Source organism: Aeromonas sp. Y311-2 (assembly GCF_027706025.1).
GTDB classification, from domain to species: Bacteria; Pseudomonadota; Gammaproteobacteria; order Enterobacterales; family Aeromonadaceae; genus Aeromonas; species Aeromonas veronii.
Genome location: NZ_JAPDCL010000014.1, coordinates 23212 through 43242 on the forward strand (window position 1 = coordinate 23212; position 20031 = coordinate 43242).

Consider the following 20031-nt stretch of genomic DNA (forward strand, 5'->3'; position numbering starts at 1 on the left):
ACCCGGCGCCCATTAAAAATGCCACCGACCGGTGGCATTTTTCTTGTCTGGTGCGGGTCACTGACAGCTCTTACCCGAGCGCCAGCCAGACTCCCACCCCCAGCATCAGAGTACCGGCGATGCGGTTCATCAGGGTGACGTTGCCGCTCTTGGCGAGGAAGTGGCGCAGGGTGCGGCCACCGCTGGCGTAGAGCAGCAGGCAGGAGAACTCGATGACCAGGATCAGCGCCACCAGCGCGCTGATCTGCGGCGCCATCGGCTTGTCGGCAGAGATAAAGGGGGGCAGCAAGGAGATCATGAAGGCCCACCCTTTGGGGTTGGCGATGGCGGTGACGAAACCCTGCAGCGCCAGCCCCATGGCGCTGGTCTGTTGACCGGCCGAGAGATCCGCCGGAATGGCCATCTTCCCCTTGGCCTGCCACATCTGGATGCCAAGCCACACCAGATAGGCGCCCCCCACATATTTGAAGGCGGCGAAGATCCCCGGATAGTTGAGCATGATAGCTGCCACCCCGATCACCGACAACACCGAGACCAGCCCGACCCCGATCAGCTCCCCCCACATCATATGCAGGGTTCGGCGCACCCCCAGGCTCATCCCCAGCGTCATCGACAGGGTCATGCACATGCCGGGGGTCACCGAGACAAAGAAAAAGGTCGGGATAAACAGAGCCAGAATGGCCGGATCGATCCAGCTGGACACAACACACCTCCATATGACGAGAGCGGGAAATCACGAAAACGGGACAGGATTGACACAACCCAGCCAGTTGTACCACATATTCAGGGGATAAAGCGCCCAACCACCCCCAAATGGCTCCTTTTTCACAAGAAAAAACCTTTTCTTCAGCACATTTCAGCAATAAAAGCCTGTGACAGCTCCTGACGTGCATGTGTAATATGTCGGCTCCTCCAATTCCGGATTAGAGCCATTTATGTCATTGAATAATCTATCAATACGTGTCCAGGTCTTGATACCTTTGCTGCTGGCCAGCCTGCTGATGATGGTGATGATCACCATCAGCAAACAGGGTCTGGATGAAGCCATCAATGACATAGATGAGACGACCCAGACCGTGGTCCAGCACAAGGACGATATTGCCAAACTGATCCACGCCACCTACCGGCTGCGCACCAGCGCCATCTATGGCCTCTACGATGCCAAGCTGTTTGCCGCTCTGCCCGCAAACCTCAACAGCGCCGAGCAGGAGATCAACGCCATCCTCGGCCGTCTGGTGCTCCCCGGTGCCGAGCAGGATAACCGTCAGGTCGCTGCCGCCCTGCAGGCCTACCTCAGCCATACCCGCAGCAACATGCTGCCGCTGCTGGCGCAAAAACATCAGGGTGGCGGCGATCCGGTCGCCTACGAGGCGGCTCGCCTCCATTTCCGCGAGCTGGGTGAACAGCTGATCAAGCAGATCGACAGCATGTCCGCCCACATCAACCAGCTGATCCAGCAAGAGCTGGCCGAAGAGCAGGCCCACTACGACGCCACCCTGCTGCGTACCCTGTTGCTCACCGCCGGTACCCTGCTGGCGGCGCTGATCTGTGGCTGGGTCCTCTCCGGGCGCATCGTCAGCCCCATCGGTCAGTTGCAAGAGGTGATGCACGCCGTGGCGCAAGGGCGCTTCAACGTGCGCGCCAAAGCGGAGGGCAACAACGAGCTGACCCGTCTGGCCAAAGATATCAACCTCACCCTTACCCAGCTCGGCAACACCATCGAGAACCTGACCGGGATCAGCAACAGCGTCGCCTCCGCAGCCACCGAGCTGGCCGCCGTGATGACCCAGTCCGAGGCCAATGCAAAGCAGCAGCACAGCGAGATCGAACAGGTCGCCTCCGCCGTGACCGAACTCTCCAGCACCGCTGACAACGTCAACCACAACGCCGCCATCGCCGATGAGCTGGCGCGGGATGCCAACGGCCGGGTCGAACAGGGGCTCGCCCTCTTTACCGAAAGCATCGCCGCCAACAGCCGGATGGCGGGCAGTCTGGAAGATGCCGCCGCCATCGTGGCTCAGCTCAAATCCCAGTCCGAGCAGATCGGCAAGGTAATTGAAGTGATCCAAGGGATCTCCGAGCAGACCAACCTGCTGGCGCTCAATGCCGCCATCGAAGCGGCCCGTGCCGGTGAAACGGGTCGTGGCTTTGCGGTGGTGGCCGACGAGGTAAGAATGCTGGCGGCCCGTACCCAGGACTCCACCAAGGAGATCCAGGCCATCATCGAGCGGCTGCAGAGCCAGTCCCAATCCGCCAACAACGGCGTACAGGAGACTCTGGAGATCCTCAGCCATAACCAGCGCTTGTCCGCTCAGGTGCAGGATCTGCTAAGCGGCATTACCGGTGCCGTGCGCCAGATCAACGACGCCAACGCCCAGGTCGCCACCGCCGCCGAGGAGCAGTCCTGCGTTACCGCCGACATCAACCGCAACATCACCAATATTCACGAGATCGTGAGCCAGAGCTCCGCCGGCATCAGCCAGAGCGCCAGTGCCAGCAACGAGCTCTCCCAGCTCGCCGAGCAGCAACGCAAGCAGCTGGCCCAATTCCAGCTGTAAGCGCACAAAGTGAACCAGACAAAAAGGCCCGCAAGGGCCTTTCTTGTTGATGGAGCAATGGCTTTGTCTCTGTTTTAAACGCCATTTTTTGGCTTGTGGTGCCATAAGGGGCTGGGCTGCCCTGTCAAATATCGGTATGGTAGAGGCACGTTACTCCCCCTCACGTGAGCACACCATGAGCCTGAGATTCAAGAAACCCGCCTTTATCGCACTGGGGCTCATTGCCCTCATTTCCGCCGCCTGGCTCGACTACTACCTGCCGGAGCACACCATCGCCACAATCACTGGGGTCGAGGTGAAGCGCACCGACAAGGATGGCCCCATCAGCCAGAAAAACCCGGCTGACGGCCCCACCACCGATGTCTACTACATCTACACCGAGCGCCCCGGCGAGAAGATCCGGGTGTTTCGCAATGAAGATACCGAGTGGGGCTGGCCCTTCTACTTCAAGTTCAACGCCGCCGACGTCCAGGCCAAGGCCAAGTCGATGGAGTTCGAGAAACGCCTGGCCATCATCACCTCCTACGGCTGGCGCGTGAACATGTTCTCCATGTTCCCCAACGTCACCAAGATCGAGAGCACAGAGCCTGACGCCTCCACCTGGAGCTTCTTCCGCTGGTTCTGGTTCGGCCTCTGGGCGCTGGTGATGGGCAAGGCAGCCATCGCAACCTGGCGCTACTTCGATCGTCTTGAGGACGAGCTATGAGTGAGCCGAGCAAGACCCGCACCAGCTTCTACCGGCGGCTCTACGTGGCCTGGCTGATCAGCCAAGGCACGGATACGGTGCCCGCCATCATGGAGGCAACCGGCATGCCGCGCCGCACCGCGCAGGATACCCTGACGGCGCTGGCCGAACTCGATATCAACTGCGCCTTCGAGCAGACCGAGGGGGCTCGCCACCTGCAGGGGCACTACCGCATCAGCGACTGGGGCCCCATCAACCCAGCGTGGATCAAGGCTCAACTGCCGCTTATCAAGGAGACGCTGAGCTATCCCTGATCAGGGCGCTAAGCAACAATAAAAAAGAGGGGCCAGCCGACAAGGCTGGCCCCTCTTTTTTCAGGCCGATGGCGTGACAGGCAGCCCTACTCGGGCATGGCCGAATCCTCAAGCTCCCCGTCAGACTCGCCGCGGGTGCAGTCGATGATGGAGCGCTTGGGGTTGTTGGGATCGCGCAAAAGCAGAGGGGCTGAGCCCTCGTCATGCTTCTGCTCGTCACCAAACTCGCTGCCGTAGGCGTTGTGGGTCAACCGGCGGGCATTGGCGATGGGAGTATCGACAAAGAGAGCATGCACTTCGAAGCTGGAAGCGGGCACGATAAAGCCGACCACCGGCAAGCCGTGTAGCTCCTCGTGCACCTTGTACCAGGCAAAGCCGTCGCTCACCTTGTAGGGGGTGTAGTTGGCCAGCTGTAGATTGGCGGCCCTGCCCGTCTCATCCACATAGAGATCGGTAAATTCACAGGTCGCCAGCCCCTGCCACATCCGCTCGAATGGCGTCGCACAGCCTGTCAGTTGCAACCCGGCCAGCAGCACCAAGCCTCTCTTCCACATTCCCCGCCCCTTCTTGCAAAAATGAACCGGCGCTCAGTCAAACGCCCGCAGCCGCGTCACCAGCAGATCGATAAAGCCCGGACGATCCAGCCCCAACAATACCAGCGCATTGGCTGGCTTGCCGGTCAGACCATAACGATCCACCACCGTCATCCCCACGGAATGCACCCCGCTGGTCTCGATATCGACCCGGCACTCAACCCCGTGGAACAGCTCGGGAGCCAGCAACCAGGCAATGGTACAGGGGTCGTGGAGCGGTGCACCAGCAAATCCCCACTTGGGATCCCGATGGTAGATCATGAAAAAGTCGAGCAGCCCGGCCACACACTGGGCTACCGGGTTGGTGATGGCGCGCACCTGCTCGATATCCTCATCCATCACCTGCGCCTCATGGGTCACATCAAGGCCGCACATGGTGATGGGAATGCCCGACTTGAACACCATATCGGCCGCTTCCGGGTCCACATAAATATTGAATTCCGCCGCAGGCGTCCAGTTGCCAGCCCCTGCGGCGCCCCCCATCAGCACGATGCGAGCAATCCTGGGTTTGAGCTCGGGATGTGCCGCCAGCAGCAGGGCGATATTGGTCAGCGGGCCGGTCGGCACCAGAGTCACGGGCTGCGGGCTCTCGCGCAGACATTTGGCCATCAACTCGATCCCCGTCATCCCCTGCGGCGCAAAGGCGGGATCCGGCAGTTTGGGGCCATCGAGGCCCGATTCGCCATGGACGTTGTCGGCGATAATAAGCTCCCGGGCCAGCGGTTTCGGCGCCCCCGCCGCCACCGGAATATCGTCGCGTCCCAGCAAGGTGAGGATGCGCAGGGCATTGTTGAGGGTCTTGTCCTGCGTCTGGTTGCCCGCGCTGGTGGTAACCGCCAGCACCTTCAGTTCAGGGCTGGCCAGCGCCAGAATGAGGGCGATGGCGTCGTCGTGGCCGGGATCACAATCAAGAATAACGGGCAGTGCCATGGAAAGGGTCCTTACAACATAACAGGGAGCCATACCTTAACAAGCAAGCCTCGGATGAACTCGGGAAGGGGTCACAAAACGGGGCCTTGTTGCTGACCTGGGCGGTTTACACGGCACACCGCCTCGCTCAACGCGGCTCATTATCAATAGGTTGCATGGCGTCATCCCGTTCATTTTCCGAGGCTGCGCACCACCCATTCGCCCGGCCGCGCCGGTTCGGGTATGATCGCACCCCGTTTCCAGCCTGTGCCACCTATGTCCGTTATCGTCGACACCTTTATCGCCCCGCCCTGCAGTGCCGCCATCGAGATCCTGTTCGAAGATGAGCACCTGCTGCTCATCAACAAGCCGAGCGGCCTGCTGAGTCTGTCAGGCAAGAACCCGCAGAACCTCGACTCTGTTCACTATCGACTGGTGCAGGATTTCTCAGGCTGCACCTTGGTGCATCGCCTGGATTTTGGCACCTCAGGCATCATGGTGGTCGCCAGAAACAAGGCCATCAATGCCCTGCTCTGCCAGCAGTTCAGCCAGCGGGCGGTGAGCAAAGCCTACAGCGCCCTACTGTGCGGTCATCTGATTGACGACGAAGGGGTTATCGACGCCCCCATCGCCAAGGATCCGGCCCTCTTTCCGCTGATGAAGATCTGCGCCGCCAGCGGCAAACCCGCCCGCTCCCGCTATCAGGTGATTGAGCGGCTGGAGTTGCAGATGCAGGGGCAGACCGTGCCTTTGACCCGGGTACGACTGGTGCCGGAGACCGGCCGCACCCATCAGCTGCGCATCCACAGTCAGTTGCTGGGCCACCCCATCCTCGGCTGCGATCTCTATGGTGGCCTGCTGCCAGCCAGCTGCGAACAGGCGCCGCGGCTGATGCTGCATGCCAGCGAGCTGGATTTTTCTCATCCGATGAGCGGCGAGCCGATGCAGATCCGCTGTGCCGCGCCTTTTTAGGAGCAATCAGTAGAGGCCGTCAGTAGATGGCAATAGACGCGAGTGCGGCGGGAATAGAGAAAGGCGTGACGCGAGAAGAAAAGGGACAAACGGCGGATAAAGATAGGGGCCGTGCTTTCGCAACGGCCCCCACCCCCCACTCTTTGTGGTGCTATCAGATCAGCTTGCGGGCAGCGCCCAGTACGATCTTGATGGCATCAGATTCGGTTTTCGCCATGGTCTCGGCGTTCGGGATTTCCTGCTGGGTACGGTTGACGATAACGCCAGCCACCATACCGGCACGCAGGCCCTGGCTGGAGCACATGGTCAGCAGGGTTGCGGACTCCATCTCATAGTTCAGCACGCCCATGGCTTGCCACTCTTTCATGGAACCCTGGAAACGGCTCACTACGCGGCCGGATACGGTGTCGTAACGCTCCTGACCCGGGTAGAAGGTGTCAGAGGAGGCAGTCACACCGATGTGCAGCTTGGAGCCCATCTCTTTGGCGGTGTTCACCAGCGCAGTGGTGCAGTCGAAGTCGGCAACAGCCGGGAACTCCATCGGAGCAAAGTGCAGGCTGGCACCGTCGAGGCGCACGGAACCGGTGGTCACGATCACGTCACCCACGTTCAGGTGCGGCTGGATGGCGCCAGTGGTACCGATACGCAGGAAGGTGCGGATACCCAGCTGGGCCAGCTCTTCTACCGCGATGGAGGTGGACGGGCCACCGATACCGGTAGAGCAGATGATCACGGCCTTGCCGTCCATCTCGCCGCGCCAGGTAGTGAATTCACGATGGCTAGCCAGGTGCACCGGGTTATCCAACAGCTCTGCGATACGCTTCACGCGCTCGGGGTCACCGGGGACGATCGCCAGGGTGGCGCCTTGCAGATCCGCTTTCTTCAAACCCAAGTGAAATACATCAGACATATTGGACTCCTGGTTGCCCCCTGCCAGCATGGTCAGGGCACAAGTTAAGATGATTCTTTATGATACTTTCAAGCCTTTACCCCCCTCTTCGGGGAGGCGCCAACTATGGTCGAAAGCGCTTTCCAATTCCTTGAAGCGCCTCACACTTCCACGCATTGACAGTGATAAACATTGCGCAAAACGTTTGCTAACTCAATGAAATAATTGACAAACGTTTTTCTGCAAATCGAGTCAGATGCGGGAAGGTCAAGCCTGGTTCAGCGCTTAATTAACGACTCGTGATCGACCCCGTAAAGTTGTAAACAAGATGCTTTTGTATCCCTTTCTAGATGGTAGCCTAGCTCTCAACTACCACTTAATGGCTAACTATAGGAAGTCCATCATGGCTACATTCAAGTTCTATATTCCCGCTATCAACCTGATGGGTGCCGGCTGCCTGCAAGAGGCTGCCGCCGATATCAAGGGTTACGGCTACCGCAAGGCGCTGATCGTCACCGACAAGATCCTCAACCAGATCGGCGTGGTCACCAAGCTCACCACCCTGCTGGCTGAACATGGTATTGAAAGCGCTGTTTTCGATGAGACCAAACCCAACCCCACCACCAGCAACGTCGAAGCGGGTCTGACCATGATCAAGGCCAACGGCTGCGACTGTGTCATCTCGCTGGGTGGCGGCTCGCCCCACGACTGCGCCAAGGGCATCGCGCTGGTGGCCGCCAACGGTGGCAGCATCAAGGATTACGAAGGGGTGGATCGCTCCGCCAAGCCGCAACTGCCGCTTATCGCCATCAACACCACCGCCGGTACCGCCTCCGAGATGACCCGCTTCTGCATCATCACCGACGAAGCGCGCCACGTGAAAATGGCCATCATCGACAAGCACGTTACCCCGCTGATGTCGGTCAACGACCCCGAGCTGATGCTGGCCAAGCCGGCCGGTCTCACCGCCGCCACCGGCATGGATGCCCTGACCCACGCCATCGAGGCCTATGTCTCCACCATCGCCACCCCGGTGACCGATGCCAGCGCCGTGATGGCCATCGAGCTGATTGCCAAGCACCTGCGCACCGCCGTTCATCATGGCGATGACCTGCATGCCCGCGAGCAGATGGCCTACGCCCAGTTCCTGGCCGGCATGGCTTTCAACAACGCAAGCCTGGGCTATGTGCACGCCATGGCCCACCAGCTGGGCGGTTTCTACGACCTGCCCCACGGTGTCTGCAACGCCGTGCTGCTGCCCCACGTTCAGGCGTTCAACGTCCAGGTGAGCGCGGCTCGTCTGAAGGATGTCGCCCGCTACATGGGTGTGGACGTGAGTGCGATGAACGACGAACAGGGCGCCGCCGCTGCCATTGCCGCCATCAAGCAGCTGGCGCTGGATGTGAAGATCCCGGCCGGTCTGGAGCAGCTCGGCGTCAAGGCCGATGACTTCGATACCCTGGCCAGCAACGCCCTGAAAGATGCCTGCGGCTTCACCAACCCGAAACAGGCCAGCCACGAAGAGATCGTCGCCATCTTCCGCGCGGCGATGTAACGGCTGCCGGATTGCCAGAAAGGGTCGCAGTGCGGCCCTTTTTATTGGCTGATGGATCAATGGCTTTTTACTTCCGTGGAGGGAGTCGGTATGATTTGCCGAGCCAAAAAGACTGTATGGATGATCTGAACTCGATATGCGGATGAAACACCTGATTGCCGCGGCTTTGACCGCCCTCACCCTCTCCGGTTGCAGCCTGGTCTATCGTATCGATATTCCCCAGGGCAACTATGTGGAACAAAAACAGGTCGACAAACTGCGCCAGGGGATGACCCGCGAGCAGGTCAGCTATGTGCTGGGGACCCCCATGCTGCGTGACGGCTTTGACCCCAACACCTGGTACTACCTCTATGAATTCCAGCCGGGCCACGGCGACAAGGAGCGCAAAGAGCTCACCGTCACCTTCGCCAACGACAGGCTGACCACAGTGACGGGTGACTTCCCGCTGCCAGCAGCTTTCAATACCCCGCTCTGATATCCCGCAAAACCGGCCTCGCGCCGGTTTTGTTTTATCCAGCCTCCGCACTATCTATCTTGCCCGTTATCCTGTCAGGGGATGTCGTGTCATCTCCTACCATTGCAGCTGCTCGCAAATTGCCTGATGCTGATGAGCAGCCACTATGGCATCAACACCATCGAATGACACAGGGAGAATCCCCATGAGCCGGATCCTGATTGCCGGAGCCAGCGGCCTGATCGGTCGCGAACTGGTGCAGCAACTGCCTGCCGAACATGAACTGACCCTGCTCTGTCGCAAGCCGGGCAAGGAGGCGCACCACTGGCTACCGGTCAATTTTGATGATCTGGCTAGCGTCACCCTCTCCCGCCCGGTGGATATCGCCTTCTGTGCCCTCGGCACCACCCGCAAGGAGGCGGGCTCTGCCGAGGCGTTTCGCCGGGTCGATCTCGACTATGTGATCGCCTTTGCCGATCTGGCCCGCCGCCACGGTTGTCAACGGCTCATCGTGGTCTCGAGCATGGGGGCTAACGCATCTTCCCCGGCTCTCTATCCGCGTACCAAGGGGGAGATGGAGCAGGCCCTGCTGGCCCAATCCTGGCCACGGCTCGCCATCGTGCGCCCCGCCATGCTGCTCGGGGATCGCCAGCCACCGCGCCGCTCCGAGCAGATCTTTCAAGCTATCTATCCGCTGTTTCGGCCGCTGCTGGTGGGCAAACTCGCCCGTTGGCGCGCCATCGAGGCCCAGCAGGTGGCCCGCGCCATGATCGCCCTCTCGAAACTGCCCGCCGGGTGCGAGATTATCGAGAATGAGCAACTGCTGGCCCTCTGAGCACGGCCTTTTCCACCGCTTTCGGATTCAGTCGTGAAAACAGAAGGGCAAGCCAGCCGGCTTGCCCTTCTGTTTATCTGTTGGCGAGGTTCCTAACCACCCTGGCCACTATCAGTGGTCAGGAAGAGTGCCATCAACCGCGAATATGGTCGATAAAGGTGTCGATCTGCTCGCGGGTGCAGGCGGGGTTCATAAAGACCGCCTTCTCTCCGGCGATATAGGAGTACTTGCCGCGGGCGTCATAGTCGGAGTGGGCCACCGCCTCCACCCAGTTGGTGTAGAGCCCCACCTTGCCGCGCCCCTTGAACAAGCTGCGGTGATAGTCAGTGTTGCGCTGCAACCGCGTCTTGTAGGCGGGATCGCTTGAGCGGGCCAGCTCGAAGGCGAATTCGGCTTCCGGATCGCTCACCCACTCGGGGTTGTAGATCTTGAAGCCGACGCTCGGCCCCTGATTCTCCTGCGCCACCAGCTTGACGTTGCCCAGCTGACTCAGGCGATAGCGGAAGTAGTTGGCATTTTGCAGGCAGTGGGCCAGCACGATGCGATACCCCTCCACCCCCATATAGTTAAGGGCCGCATAGGCACCGAACAGGCCGCTCGCGCCGCGGGAGCACTCGATGGTGGATTGCAGGTGGGTCTGGCCCTGAATGTCCCGCTCGAAGTAGGAGAAGTTCTCCGGGTCATTCTCCATCGCCTTGAGGTCATCCCGCTCTTTAATCATTACCAGGCTGGAGGTGTAGGGCACATAGCCCCACTTCTGGAAGTCGACGGTGAAGGAGTCGGCATATTTGAGCTCGGCAAAGCGCGCCACGTTGCGCTCGATCCCCGCCAGGGTGGCGCAGTTGATGGCGAGCGGGTTGGCGGCAAAGTCGTAACCCAGGAAGAAGATCATCGACCAGCCGATGGCGGCATCGACGTGGATATGGGGCTTGACCGCCACCTCGAACTGCTCGCAGAGGCGATTGCGCAGCTCGAACACGGGTTTCACCTGATCCACCCCGAAGGTGTCGGTGGTGCCCATGGTGAGCATGATGGTGGGCACCACGTGTTTCAGGGCAAAACAGGCGGTCAGGGTGCGCTCGAGGTGGTCGAGATCGATGTCGTTGTTCTCCCCCACCTGAATGCGGATAGTCTTGTTCTCGATATCGACCCCGAGCAGGGAGAGGTTGGTGATGTTGGAGTAGTGACCGCCCTGGGAGTTGATGATGCGGTAATCCTGATAGTGGCCGAGCCCCTTGTGCTTGGCTTCTGGCAGGCTTTTGCGAATGCCGAGCAGGTAGCCGTAGAGGTTACAGAAGGTCCCCCCCTGGGTAAAGATGCCGGTGGCCCGCTCGGGGTCATAGCCTGCCAGCAGCGCAATCTGGCGCACCACCTTCTGCTCCAGCTCCTCGGCGACCCCGGCGTATTCGGAGTAGACCAGATTGGGGTTGGCCAGAATGCCCAGCTGGGCACCGTAAATGGCGGGGTCCGCCGACATGGTGATGACGTTCTCGACGCTGGAGGGGTTCTCCCAATCCTTCGATAGAGCAGCGGCAAACAGCAACTCGGCCATCGGCTCGCCCGGGGTGCGCATGGTGGCGGGCACCGGCATGGTCTCGCAGAGATCGGCAAGCCGGGCGCGGCCATCAGGCCAGGCATTCAAACGGGCATCCGGCGCCAGGCCACGGGCCCGAAATTCGTTGAGGGTGGCAAATCCGGGTTCGCGAAAAACGGGCCAGAGATCGGGATTGCGCGAGAAAAAGTTGGCTTTTACTGTGGCGAAACGGGCGGAAAAATCGGGATGGACGGCATTGACGCTTTCGTCTTGCAGATAAACTAAGTCACTCATTTTTATACCATTAGTACAGCAAATGTGCGGCCGTTATACCCCTGTGCCAGCGGGGTAGACAGCGACAATATCTAATGGCCTACCCTACTTTTTGTCATGTATCAGCCATCACAAGGGCTGGCAAAAAGGCGCCTTTGAGGCGCCTCTTTAAATTTCGTGATCTTGCTCCCATCCTGGCTGACAGCGCCCTCACTAACGGACCGCCATCAGTGCAGTGCCCCCCCTCAACGCAGGGAGGCCAACAGCCACCGGGCAAACTCCGCCAGCTCACTCTGCTGCTGCGGAAGGGCCGCCAGCCATGGCTGCAGGCGCGCGGAAACCGCCTCCGGTCGATAGCCGCAACCCGCCAGTTCGGCCGCCAGCAGATCAAACGGGGCCGGCTCCAGAGTATCGCTAAAGAGCTGCGCCCGGGTGATGACCCCTTTCTCCACATCAAAGTGCAGCTCCACCCCGCCCCAGCTGAACCGCTCCTCCAGCAGATGGCTGAACGCCGGGGCATGGCCGTAGTTCCACTCCCAGCTGCGCTGGCGGGCGAAGGTCTCGGCAAAGCCCGGCAGATCCGGCATCTGCTCCGGGGAGATATGCTCGGGCTCAACTCGCGCGCCGTAATGGTGGAAGAAAGCCTCGACCAGCGCCTCGCTCACCTGTTGATGGTCGATCCCCGGTAGCAGTTCGCACAGATTGGCCACCCGGCTGCGCACCGAGGTGATCCCCTTGGCCGCCAGCTTCTTGGGGTCGGGGTTGAGGTAGTTGGCAAGGCGGCCGAGATCGGCGTCCAGCAGCAGGGTGCCGTGGTGGAACCCGCGATCCAGAGTCTCCCGATAGGCCGACCCCGATACCTTGCGCTCTCCGTCCGGGGTGGCCACCAGCAGATCGTTGCGACCGGAGGCAAAGGCCTCGATCCCCAATTGCTTGAGCCCGTCCAGCACGATGGCGGTGGAGACGCTCTTGTCATACTCCGGCTTGCCCGCCATGAAGGTGAAGCAGCTGTTGCCAAGGTCGTGGAACACGGCGCCGCCACCGCTGCTGCGACGCGCCAGGGTCACCCCGTCCTCTTCCATGCGGCGGGTATTGCACTCCTTCCACGGGTTCTGGGCACGACCGATCACCACGGTATTGGCATTGCGCCAGAGGAACAGCACCCGCTGGCCGGGGTCCATCTGGCGGAAGATGCACTCCTCAACGGCCAGATTGAACAGGGGATCGTGAGATTCGGAGACAAGCAGACGCAAGCGGGACATAAAAAGACCTTATCCGGAACTGGGGGCAGCATGATAACACTGACGGGGTACCATCACTGAGCCGTTGCACATTAACCGGTGCGCAGCAGCCGCGACACATTTGCGTCACACCTGACCGCCCCATAAAAGTATCTATTGATATAACGACACAGCTTGACGTGCAACCACGGAAAAAATGCAGTCAAGCCACAATGACAACGATAAAAACGGGAAAAAGTGGCTAGAATGCGACCACTTCGATAGGCCATATGACTCTCTTATTGGTCACATAACTTGCAAAAAAACGGCATGTATCCATCCCGTGTGATGAACGACACAAAAATGACTTTCCAACCCCCCTATACCCTATTGCAAACGCCTTTTCTCCCCTTGCAGGTGACACAAAATTGCTTGAATCTAGCCTAGACATCGCTCCCTAGAGAAACGTTGTATGACGGAGAACGCAGCCCCCCGCCAGCCCCTCAGCTGGTTTATGCCAATGCTGGTCGGTATGGTCATCGCGACCCTGACCTCTCCCCCCGTGCGAGCCGGCGAGCAGGTCATCGTCCAGTTGCCGTGGCAACACCAGTTCCAGTTTGCCGGTTACTACGCGGCCATCGCCAAAGGGTTTTATCGGGAGGCAGGTCTGCATGTCACCCTGCGCGAAGCGGACTCCCGCACCGATGTGGTCAGCGAGGTGATCTCGGGAAAGGCCCAGTTTGGCATCAGCGGCAGTGATCTGCTGCTGGATCGGGCTGCCGGTCGCCCGGTGGTGGTGCTCGCCGCCCTGCTGCAGCACTCGCCGCTGGTTCTGCTCACGCTGGATAGGCCAGATATTCGCAACCCGGCCGATCTGGCCAACAAGCGACTGATGCTGGAGCCTGGCTCCAACGAGCTGTTGACCTACCTTTCCCACCATACCCGCAGCCGCGACTGGGTCACCCTTCCCTACAAACAGGGGATAGAGGCACTGCTGGCGGGCAAGGTGGATGCCATCAGCGCCTACAGCACTACCGAGCCCTTCTATCTGCAACAAAAAGGGATCCCCTATCGGGTCTTCAGTCCGCGCACCATCGACTTCGACTTCTACGGCGACAACCTGTTTACCTCCGAGCGGGAGCTGATCACCCGACAGGATCGGGTCTACGCCTTCCAGCAGGCCAGCCTCAAGGGGTGGCGCTATGCGATGGACCACCCCGAAGAGATGATCAACCTCATCATGGAGCAGTACCCGACCGGGGCTGGCCGTGAACAGCTGGAGTTCGAGGCGCGCGAAACCAGAGAGCTGATGCAGCCCGACCTTATCGAACCTGGCTACATGCAGCAGGAGCGCTGGCTGCAGATCGCCAAAACCTATCTGGAGGCGGGCATGCTCACGGTATTGCCCAACCTCGACCGCTTTATCTACGACCCGGCGCAGGAGCGGCTGCGCCAGCAACGGCAGCTGCTCGACAAGAGCGTGGCGGTGGCCATGCTCATCACCTTTACCCTGATGACCCTGCTCGGCATCTTCTTGCACCTCTATCTGCGCCTGCGCCAGGAGGCGCGGGATCGCCAGCGGCTGACCCGTGAACTGGCCCAGAGCGAGCAACACTACCGCTTCGTGGCGGAGAACAGCGCCGATGTAATCTGGACCATGGATGCAGCCAGCTTGCGCTTTCGCTACGTCAGCCCGGCCATCACGCCTCTGAGCGGCTACGAGGCCCCCGAGCTGTTTGCCCTGCCCCTCAAACAGCTGCTGCCGGATGCCTCAAGGCAACTGCTGCGCGAGGAGATCTCCACCACCCTGGAGGCCTGGCAGCGGGGGGAACATGACCAGACCCGCCGGGTCATTCGCACCCAGCTGCGCCACAAGGATGGCCATCTGGTAGCCACCGAAACCATCACCACCCTCCATGGCAACCACAATGCCCAGCCGGAGGCGATCCTCGGGGTCACCCGGGATATCACCGAGCGGGCAGCGCGAGAGGAGATGATGCTCCGCCTCGCCTTCTACGACCCCCTCACCGGGCTGCCCAACCGCCGCTTGCTGCAGCAACGGCTCAAGGAGCTGATGGAGCAGGAGACGCCCCGTCCGCTGGCATTGATGTTTATCGATCTCGATCACTTCAAGCCGATCAACGACACCTTCGGCCATGAGACCGGGGATATTCTGCTCAATATGGTGGCCGAGCGGATGAGCCACTGCGTGCGCAAACAGGATCTAGTGGCACGGCTGGGGGGCGACGAGTTCGTTATCTTGCTGCCGGAGAGTGGCGACGAAGTGCTGGCGGTGGCCGACAAGCTGCACCAGCAGCTGCGCCATCCGTTCCAGCTGGAGGGACAGGAGCTGCTCATCTCCAGCAGTATCGGGCTGGCGCTCTATCCCGAGCACGGGGAGGATGCCAAAACCCTGATGCACCACGCCGATCAGGCCATGTATCAGGCGAAGAATCGCGGCCGCGGCCGGGTCTGCCTCTATACCGAAGGCCTTGATCCCGAGCAGGGCGCCCTGCTGTGGCAACCCGGCCACGAGTGCGGTCACCCGCGCATCGATGCCGAGCATCGCCAGCTCTTCGTATTGACCAACCGGCTGCTGGAGCGGATGAAAGATCAGCACGAGGATCCGGCCCCGTTTCTGGAGAGTCTGGAGAGCCTGTTCGACATGGCCCGCCATCACTTCGCCTTTGAAGAGCAGATGCTGGCGGAGATCGACTATCGGGAGCTCGTCAGCCACCGTCAGGATCACCAGCGCCTGCTCAACAAAGCAGGCCAGCTGCTGAACGCCGCCAAAGCGGGGACTCTGGGCAACGACGAGTTGCTCAACTTCATCATTCAGGAGCTGGTAGTCGGCCACATGAGTCAGGCGGATCGCCGCTACTTCCCCCTGTTCAGATCTGAGCGCAGCCTGTCGGTTGCGGAGGTGGTCGCCTAGTCCCCCCTGTTCAGACCCGAGCGTAATGCGCCTCTTGCGGAAGGGGCGACCTAATCACCGCGCAGGGCAACTACTGGGTCGAGACGCACTGCCCGCAGCGCAGGAGCGACCCCGGCCAGCAGACCGACCAGGGCGCTGCAACCGAGCGCCAGCAGCAGATAGAGAGGATGGAGGGTAAGCGGCAAGCCAGCCGCCAGCAGGGTGAGCAGCAGCTTGAGCCCGCCGAGCAGGGCCAGCCCCATGGCTCCGCCCAGCAGCGCCAGCACCACGGCTTCGAGCAGGAACAGCAATAGAATGCGGCGCCGCGGACACCCCAGCGCCATCAGCAAGCCCACTTCGGGGATCCGCTCCTGCTGGGCGATGCTCATGATGCTGAAGATGCCGACCGCCCCGATCAGCAGCGAGATAATGCCGAGCCCGCCAACCGCCAGCTTGATGATGGAGAGTATCTTGTCGAGGCTGGTCAGCATGTCCTGCTGGGAGGTGAGGGTGAAATCCTCAGCGCCGTGGCGGGCGATCAGTACTCGCCGGATCTGGGCGGTGATATCGGCCTCCGCCTGCCCGGCGCGATAGATGACGTCGATCTCCTGCAGCCCCTCCTTATTGAACAGCGCCTGGGCGTGAGCGGCGGGCAGATAGATCATGTCATCCAGATCAAAGCCGAGAAATTGCCCTTTGGGGGCCAGCACCCCGGCCACCCGAAAACGGCGATCACCGGCGCGCAGCAGACTGCCCGGCGCATCTCCGCCGGGAAACAGCTCAGCCGCCACCTTGGCCCCCAGCACCGCATAGGCGCGGGGCATGGCACTGTCGTCCGCGGGCAGAAAACGCCCCTGCACCAGGGTGAGTCGCCAGCCGGAGAGCACCGCCGGACCGGTGCCCAGAATGGCGGTGCTGCGGGTGAGCCCGCGGCTGCGTACCTCCCCCTGCCCCTGCACCACAGGGAGCGCCGCCTCTACCCCTGCCAATCTGGCGAGGGCATCGGCATCCTCCAGCAGCAGGGGACGGCTGCTGGAGAGGATGCCGGGCGGGCCGCCTGCGGTTTCGGTCTTGCCCGGGGTCACGGCAATCAACCGGGTGCCAAATTGGGAGAAGCTGTCGAGCAGATAGAGCCTGAGCCCCTCGCCGATGCCGGTGAGCAGGGTCACCGAGGCGATCCCGATGGCAATGCCGAGCGCCGACAGCAGGCTGCGACTGCGCCCCGCCAACAAGGCGCGCCAGAGCCAGAACAGCAGATCGGCGGCGCGCATCAGCCACCACTCCATTGCCCGCTGCGCAGGCTGCTGACCGGATCTTGCCGTGCCGCACGGGAGGCGGGCAGCCAGCTAAAAAACAGCCCGGTCAGCAGGGCCGCCGGTATGGTACAGAAAGTAGCGAGCAGAGGGACCGCCGCCGGAAATCCGGGCCAAATCACTCCGGCGAGGGCAACCAGGGCATAGCCCAACACAGTGCCAAACAGCGCGCCACTGCCGCTCAGCAACAGCGCCTCCCACAAAAACAGCTGGCGGATCTGGCGACTGTCGGCCCCCAGCGCCTTGAGCAGGCCGATCTCGCCGGTGCGCTGGCGGGTGCTGATCAGCGCCAAATTCATCATCATGATGCCGGAGACCAGCAGGCTGATGGCGCCGATGCCGGCAACGGCCAGGGTGAGGGTCGAGAGAATGGTGGAGAAGGTGGCCAGCATGGCGTCGCGGCGCACCACAGTCACATCGAGCACCCCGTGGCGCGCCTGCATCAGCTGCTCCAGTCGCTTGACCAGCGGGGGCACTGCTTGTCCCGCCAGCGGCTGGATCAGCAGCCGAAACAGCCCCTCGGTGTTGAACAGCCGCATGGCGCTACCGACCGGGATCAGCGCGGCCTCGGCCATATCCATCCCCAGATTGCTGCTCTGGCTGGTGAAGACCCCCACCACCCGAAAGCGGCGATTGTCAAAACGCAGCCACTGGCCGACCGGATCGACCTGACCGAACAGCTCACGGGCCACCTTGGCCCCGAGCAGGACGGCCGGCCTGTCCTCTGCGGGATCCCCCGGCAGCCAGCGGCCGGAGAGCAGCTCCAGCCCGTGGGTATCGCGCAGCCCGTTGCTGCTGCCAAGCAGCATGGTCTGGCGCAGCCGCGCCCCCTGTTTGGCCTCGGCAAAGCCCATCACCAGCGGCACCAGCCGCACATTTGGCTGATGCTGGCCAAGGTAGTGCATATCATCGAGAGTGATCTGCCGCAGACTGTTGCCAGTGACCGGCGGCAGCCCGCCGGTGGTCTCCTTGCGGCCCGGGAACATCACCAGCAGATCCTTGCCAAGGGAGCTGAACTGGTCCGCCACATAGCGCCTCGCCCCCTCCCCCAGCGCGGTGAGCAGCAGCACCGAGGTGACGCTCAGACTCACCGCCAGGATCAAGACCAGCGCCCGTGAACGCTGACGCAATAACGCCACGGCGGCAAAGCGGATCACATCGGGGCGCCGCATTCAGCCACCGCCGCTATCAATGTTGATGCGGCCATCGTTCATCAGGATCCGCCTGCCCGCCCGCTCACCGAGGCGCGGATCATGGGTCACCACCACCAGCGTGATCCCCTGCTCCCGGTTGAGCCCCTCCAGCAGGGCAATCACCTCCTCCCCGGAGCGGGAGTCGAGATTGCCGGTGGGCTCGTCGGCCAGAATCAGTCGCGGCGCCATTGCCATGGCCCGGGCGATGGCTACCCGCTGACGCTGACCGCCGGAAAGCTCGGCAGGGCGGTGTCCGGCCCGGTTCTCCAGCCCCAGCTCCCCCAGCAACTGCTGGCTTCGGCGATGGCGCTCGGCGGGGGCGATCCCGCACAGCATCAGCGGCAGCTCGACGTTTTCACGGGCAGTGAGGCGGGAGATAAGGTGAAACGACTGGAACACGAAACCGATGCGATGGCCGCGCAGCTGGGCCAATGCGGGTTCTGACAGGGTGGCGGTGTCCTCCCCACCCAGCCAGTAGCGCCCCTCGTCTGGCCGATCCAGCAGCCCCAACACATTGAGCAGGGTCGATTTGCCGGAGCCCGAGGGGCCCATCACCGCCAGATACTCCCCCTCGGCAACCCGCAGAGAGACGCGATCGAGGGCGGCCACCTCGCTCCCCCCCAGAGTGAAACGACGGCTGACGGCATCAAGGCGAATGAGATCACTCATCCGGCTGCTCCGTGGCGGCGCTGAAAGGGCCCTCCCCGACAATCTGTCCGGGCTGGGCTGCCAGCCGATCACCGGCAGCGAGCCCCTCGGCCACCTCAATCCAGTTCCAGTTCTCCACGCCCCAACGGGGCACCACCCGCACCAGCTTATCCCCTTCCAGCCGCAGCACGCTGCCATCGTCGGCCCGGCTGCTGGCCGCTACCCGCAGCACATCGGTGGCGCGGGTCACCTCGACCTCAAGGTCAGCGCTGTAGCCAATAAGCAGGGGGACATCGGTGGGCAGGGCAGTGAGCGCCGCCTCCACCTCCACGGTGCGGGCCTGCTTCTCCAGCTCCTTCACATAGGGGGCGATGCGGGTGACGGTGGCGGCAAAATCGCGCCCGGGCATGGCATCGAGCAGTACCCGGGCAGACTGGCCCACCTTGAGGCGGGCGGCATCCACCTCATCGATGGGGGCTGAGACATACAGACAGTTATCGTCGATAAGATCGATCACCGGAGGCATGGCCACTCCGGGCGGGGAGGGAGTCATGTATTCGCCCAACTTGCTGTTGACCTCCGCCACCACTCCGGCAAACGGCGCCAGCAAGCGACGCTCGCTCAAGCGAGCCTCCACCTGGGCGACCTGCGCCTCGTCAACCCGCTCCTGCTGGCGGGATGCCTGACAGACATAGCGGCGGGTATCGGCCAGATTCTGGGCCTGCTCGGCGAGGGTGCGAGAGGTGAGGTTTTTGGCCAGCAAAGTGGCCAGCCGATTGGCCTCCCGCTCGTAGTAGGCCGCCTCGCTGCAACGCTCCTCGCGCTGGGTCTTGCCAAGGGCCTGCTGGGCACGGGCACGGGCGAGATCGGCGTGAATATCGTCACTCCAGAGGGTCAGCAGCAGATCTCCCCGGGCTACCCGCTCCCCGGCCTTGACGGCGATCTGCTCCACCACACCGCCACCGGGCAGACTGAGTCCGGCCCGCTGACACGACTTGATGGTGCCGGCCCGGGTGTTGACCACAGTGACCAGTACATCCCCCCGCCCGACCTCAGCCAGCCTGATCGGCGTCGGCTGCGGTCGCCACCACCATGCCACAGCAGCAGCCGCTACCACAGCGCCACTTCCCCACCACAACCAACCTCTCTTCATCGCGCATCCTTTCGCTAGT

The 20031-nt window shown here is 61.9% G+C and carries 18 protein-coding genes; 8 read left to right on the forward strand and 10 right to left on the reverse strand.

What is annotated here, in order from left to right:
• Positions 1-70 precede the first annotated feature (70 nt).
• Entirely contained in the window at positions 71-703 is a 633-nt protein-coding gene (locus OKC42_RS13960) for a LysE family translocator (protein WP_005344345.1), read from the reverse strand.
• A 232-nt stretch (positions 704-935) separates the two neighbouring features.
• Here OKC42_RS13960 and OKC42_RS13965 point away from each other — a divergent pair, with 232 nt between their 5' ends.
• The 3 genes from OKC42_RS13965 (at position 936) to OKC42_RS13975 (ending at position 3557) form a co-directional block, all read left to right on the forward strand.
• Positions 936-2558 carry a methyl-accepting chemotaxis protein gene (locus tag OKC42_RS13965; RefSeq protein ID WP_257124632.1) on the forward strand — a complete coding sequence of 541 codons (1623 nt, stop codon included), beginning with the start codon at positions 936-938 and terminating at the stop codon, positions 2556-2558.
• Positions 2559-2733: 175 nt separating this feature from the next.
• Entirely contained in the window at positions 2734-3264 is a 531-nt protein-coding gene (locus OKC42_RS13970) for a DUF1523 family protein (protein WP_005350438.1), read from the forward strand.
• Positions 3261-3557, forward strand: a complete 297-nt coding sequence (locus OKC42_RS13975; protein WP_139463226.1) for a winged helix-turn-helix domain-containing protein — start codon at positions 3261-3263, stop codon at positions 3555-3557. Before OKC42_RS13970 ends, OKC42_RS13975 begins: the two co-directional genes overlap by 4 nt.
• Positions 3558-3643: 86 nt before the next feature.
• Here the strand turns inward: OKC42_RS13975 and OKC42_RS13980 are convergent, their stop codons facing one another.
• Both OKC42_RS13980 and rihA read right to left on the reverse strand, forming a co-directional pair.
• Positions 3644-4111: a hypothetical protein gene (locus OKC42_RS13980; RefSeq protein ID WP_179903520.1), complete on the reverse strand. Its 468-nt coding sequence runs from the start codon at positions 4109-4111 to the stop codon at positions 3644-3646.
• A gap of 33 nt (positions 4112-4144) precedes the next feature.
• Positions 4145-5080 carry a pyrimidine-specific ribonucleoside hydrolase RihA gene (gene rihA, locus OKC42_RS13985; RefSeq protein ID WP_270657322.1) on the reverse strand — a complete coding sequence of 312 codons (936 nt, stop codon included), beginning with the start codon at positions 5078-5080 and terminating at the stop codon, positions 4145-4147.
• A 222-nt stretch (positions 5081-5302) separates the two neighbouring features.
• Here rihA and OKC42_RS13990 point away from each other — a divergent pair, with 222 nt between their 5' ends.
• Complete coding sequence (locus tag OKC42_RS13990) at positions 5303-6031, forward strand: RluA family pseudouridine synthase (RefSeq protein WP_263719190.1); 729 nt, start codon at positions 5303-5305, stop codon at positions 6029-6031.
• 154 nt (positions 6032-6185) lie between these two features.
• Here OKC42_RS13990 and udp read toward each other — a convergent pair whose 3' ends face one another.
• On the reverse strand, positions 6186-6941 hold the full coding sequence (gene udp / locus OKC42_RS13995; RefSeq protein WP_005337975.1) for a uridine phosphorylase: 756 nt from the start codon (positions 6939-6941) through the stop codon (positions 6186-6188).
• Positions 6942-7323: 382 nt separating this feature from the next.
• Between udp and yiaY the strand changes: the two genes are divergently transcribed.
• The 3 genes from yiaY (at position 7324) to OKC42_RS14010 (ending at position 9764) form a co-directional block, all read left to right on the forward strand.
• Positions 7324-8475 carry an L-threonine dehydrogenase gene (yiaY, locus tag OKC42_RS14000; RefSeq protein WP_270657321.1) on the forward strand — a complete coding sequence of 384 codons (1152 nt, stop codon included), beginning with the start codon at positions 7324-7326 and terminating at the stop codon, positions 8473-8475.
• A gap of 136 nt (positions 8476-8611) precedes the next feature.
• On the forward strand, positions 8612-8950 hold the full coding sequence (bamE, locus tag OKC42_RS14005; RefSeq protein ID WP_005337980.1) for an outer membrane protein assembly factor BamE: 339 nt from the start codon (positions 8612-8614) through the stop codon (positions 8948-8950).
• Between the two features lie 184 nt (positions 8951-9134).
• Positions 9135-9764: an NAD(P)H-binding protein gene (locus tag OKC42_RS14010; RefSeq protein ID WP_270657320.1), complete on the forward strand. Its 630-nt coding sequence runs from the start codon at positions 9135-9137 to the stop codon at positions 9762-9764.
• Positions 9765-9897: 133 nt separating this feature from the next.
• Here OKC42_RS14010 and OKC42_RS14015 read toward each other — a convergent pair whose 3' ends face one another.
• Both OKC42_RS14015 and OKC42_RS14020 read right to left on the reverse strand, forming a co-directional pair.
• On the reverse strand, positions 9898-11592 hold the full coding sequence (locus OKC42_RS14015) for a pyridoxal phosphate-dependent decarboxylase family protein (RefSeq protein ID WP_270657319.1): 1695 nt from the start codon (positions 11590-11592) through the stop codon (positions 9898-9900).
• A gap of 224 nt (positions 11593-11816) precedes the next feature.
• Positions 11817-12833, reverse strand: coding sequence for a lipoate--protein ligase A (locus tag OKC42_RS14020; RefSeq protein ID WP_270657318.1), 1017 nt, complete (start codon positions 12831-12833; stop codon positions 11817-11819).
• 430 nt (positions 12834-13263) lie between these two features.
• On the opposite strand from OKC42_RS14020, the gene OKC42_RS14025 reads away from it, so the two are divergent.
• Positions 13264-15726, forward strand: a complete 2463-nt coding sequence (locus OKC42_RS14025) for a diguanylate cyclase domain-containing protein (protein ID WP_429154439.1) — start codon at positions 13264-13266, stop codon at positions 15724-15726.
• Between the two features lie 50 nt (positions 15727-15776).
• On the opposite strand, the gene OKC42_RS14030 is transcribed toward OKC42_RS14025, so the two are convergent.
• From OKC42_RS14030 to OKC42_RS14045, 4 genes are read right to left on the reverse strand one after another with little or no spacing between them, the layout of a single operon-like run.
• Positions 15777-16976: an ABC transporter permease gene (locus OKC42_RS14030; RefSeq protein ID WP_270657317.1), complete on the reverse strand. Its 1200-nt coding sequence runs from the start codon at positions 16974-16976 to the stop codon at positions 15777-15779.
• On the reverse strand, positions 16976-18190 hold the full coding sequence (locus OKC42_RS14035) for an ABC transporter permease (RefSeq protein WP_236382151.1): 1215 nt from the start codon (positions 18188-18190) through the stop codon (positions 16976-16978). The genes OKC42_RS14030 and OKC42_RS14035 overlap by 1 nt, the downstream gene beginning before the upstream one ends.
• Positions 18191-18880: an ABC transporter ATP-binding protein gene (locus OKC42_RS14040; protein WP_167564744.1), complete on the reverse strand. Its 690-nt coding sequence runs from the start codon at positions 18878-18880 to the stop codon at positions 18191-18193.
• Positions 18873-20012, reverse strand: a complete 1140-nt coding sequence (locus OKC42_RS14045; protein ID WP_270657316.1) for an efflux RND transporter periplasmic adaptor subunit — start codon at positions 20010-20012, stop codon at positions 18873-18875. Before OKC42_RS14045 ends, OKC42_RS14040 begins: the two co-directional genes overlap by 8 nt.
• Between the last annotated feature and the right edge of the window lie 19 nt (positions 20013-20031).

Bases quoted from the DNA above. Each gene is read 5' to 3' on its own strand.
- OKC42_RS13970 (WP_005350438.1), top strand. From the start codon at position 2,734: ATGAGCCTGAGATTCAAGAAACCCGCCTTTATCGCACTGGGGCTCATT.
- yiaY (WP_270657321.1), top strand. From the start codon at position 7,324: ATGGCTACATTCAAGTTCTATATTCCCGCTATCAACCTGATGGGTGCC.
- OKC42_RS14035 (WP_236382151.1), bottom strand. From the start codon at position 18,190: ATGCGGCGCCCCGATGTGATCCGCTTTGCCGCCGTGGCGTTATTGCGT.
- OKC42_RS14040 (WP_167564744.1), bottom strand. From the start codon at position 18,880: ATGAGTGATCTCATTCGCCTTGATGCCGTCAGCCGTCGTTTCACTCTG.
- OKC42_RS14045 (WP_270657316.1), bottom strand. From the start codon at position 20,012: ATGAAGAGAGGTTGGTTGTGGTGGGGAAGTGGCGCTGTGGTAGCGGCT.
- OKC42_RS13990 (WP_263719190.1), top strand. From the start codon at position 5,303: ATGATCGCACCCCGTTTCCAGCCTGTGCCACCTATGTCCGTTATCGTC.
- udp (WP_005337975.1), bottom strand. From the start codon at position 6,941: ATGTCTGATGTATTTCACTTGGGTTTGAAGAAAGCGGATCTGCAAGGC.
- OKC42_RS13980 (WP_179903520.1), bottom strand. From the start codon at position 4,111: ATGTGGAAGAGAGGCTTGGTGCTGCTGGCCGGGTTGCAACTGACAGGC.
- bamE (WP_005337980.1), top strand. From the start codon at position 8,612: ATGCGGATGAAACACCTGATTGCCGCGGCTTTGACCGCCCTCACCCTC.
- OKC42_RS14010 (WP_270657320.1), top strand. From the start codon at position 9,135: ATGAGCCGGATCCTGATTGCCGGAGCCAGCGGCCTGATCGGTCGCGAA.
- OKC42_RS13965 (WP_257124632.1), top strand. From the start codon at position 936: ATGTCATTGAATAATCTATCAATACGTGTCCAGGTCTTGATACCTTTG.
- OKC42_RS13975 (WP_139463226.1), top strand. From the start codon at position 3,261: ATGAGTGAGCCGAGCAAGACCCGCACCAGCTTCTACCGGCGGCTCTAC.
- OKC42_RS14020 (WP_270657318.1), bottom strand. From the start codon at position 12,833: ATGTCCCGCTTGCGTCTGCTTGTCTCCGAATCTCACGATCCCCTGTTC.
- OKC42_RS14030 (WP_270657317.1), bottom strand. From the start codon at position 16,976: ATGCGCGCCGCCGATCTGCTGTTCTGGCTCTGGCGCGCCTTGTTGGCG.
- OKC42_RS14015 (WP_270657319.1), bottom strand. From the start codon at position 11,592: ATGAGTGACTTAGTTTATCTGCAAGACGAAAGCGTCAATGCCGTCCAT.
- rihA (WP_270657322.1), bottom strand. From the start codon at position 5,080: ATGGCACTGCCCGTTATTCTTGATTGTGATCCCGGCCACGACGACGCC.
- OKC42_RS14025 (WP_429154439.1), top strand. From the start codon at position 13,264: ATGACGGAGAACGCAGCCCCCCGCCAGCCCCTCAGCTGGTTTATGCCA.